Here is a 270-nt window from a genome sequence, read left to right as displayed (position 1 = left end):
AGAAATTACATTACCTGCAAATGAAATATCCGAGTCAGTAGTACTATAAGATATTGTTGCATCACTTGCCATAGCAACAGGTTCTATAGTGAAAGTAGCTGGAATAATGTCACTACCTGTAGTAGATATCAAAGTATAGCTTGGTACATAGGGATCAAAAGGAACAGATACTGCTACACTTTCATTAAAAGTTACTTTGCTAAGAAGTATATCATTATTAATAGAAGCATCAATGATAATTTCTCCCAAAGCTACCGAAAAAGTAGCTTT

Annotated in this window: 1 protein-coding gene; it reads right to left on the bottom strand. The window is 33.3% G+C overall.

Translation table 11 applies throughout. The features are described 5' to 3' along the window. Positions 1 to 270: hypothetical protein (locus AACQ14_RS24260; RefSeq protein ID WP_339366101.1), on the bottom strand; the 270-nt coding region annotated here is incomplete at both ends.

This window comes from Vallitalea maricola (assembly GCF_036985595.1).
Classification (GTDB): Bacteria; Bacillota; Clostridia; order Lachnospirales; family Vallitaleaceae; genus Vallitalea; species Vallitalea maricola.
Note: the sequence above shows the minus strand (reverse complement) of the source record. Positions and strands in the feature narration are given on the sequence as shown.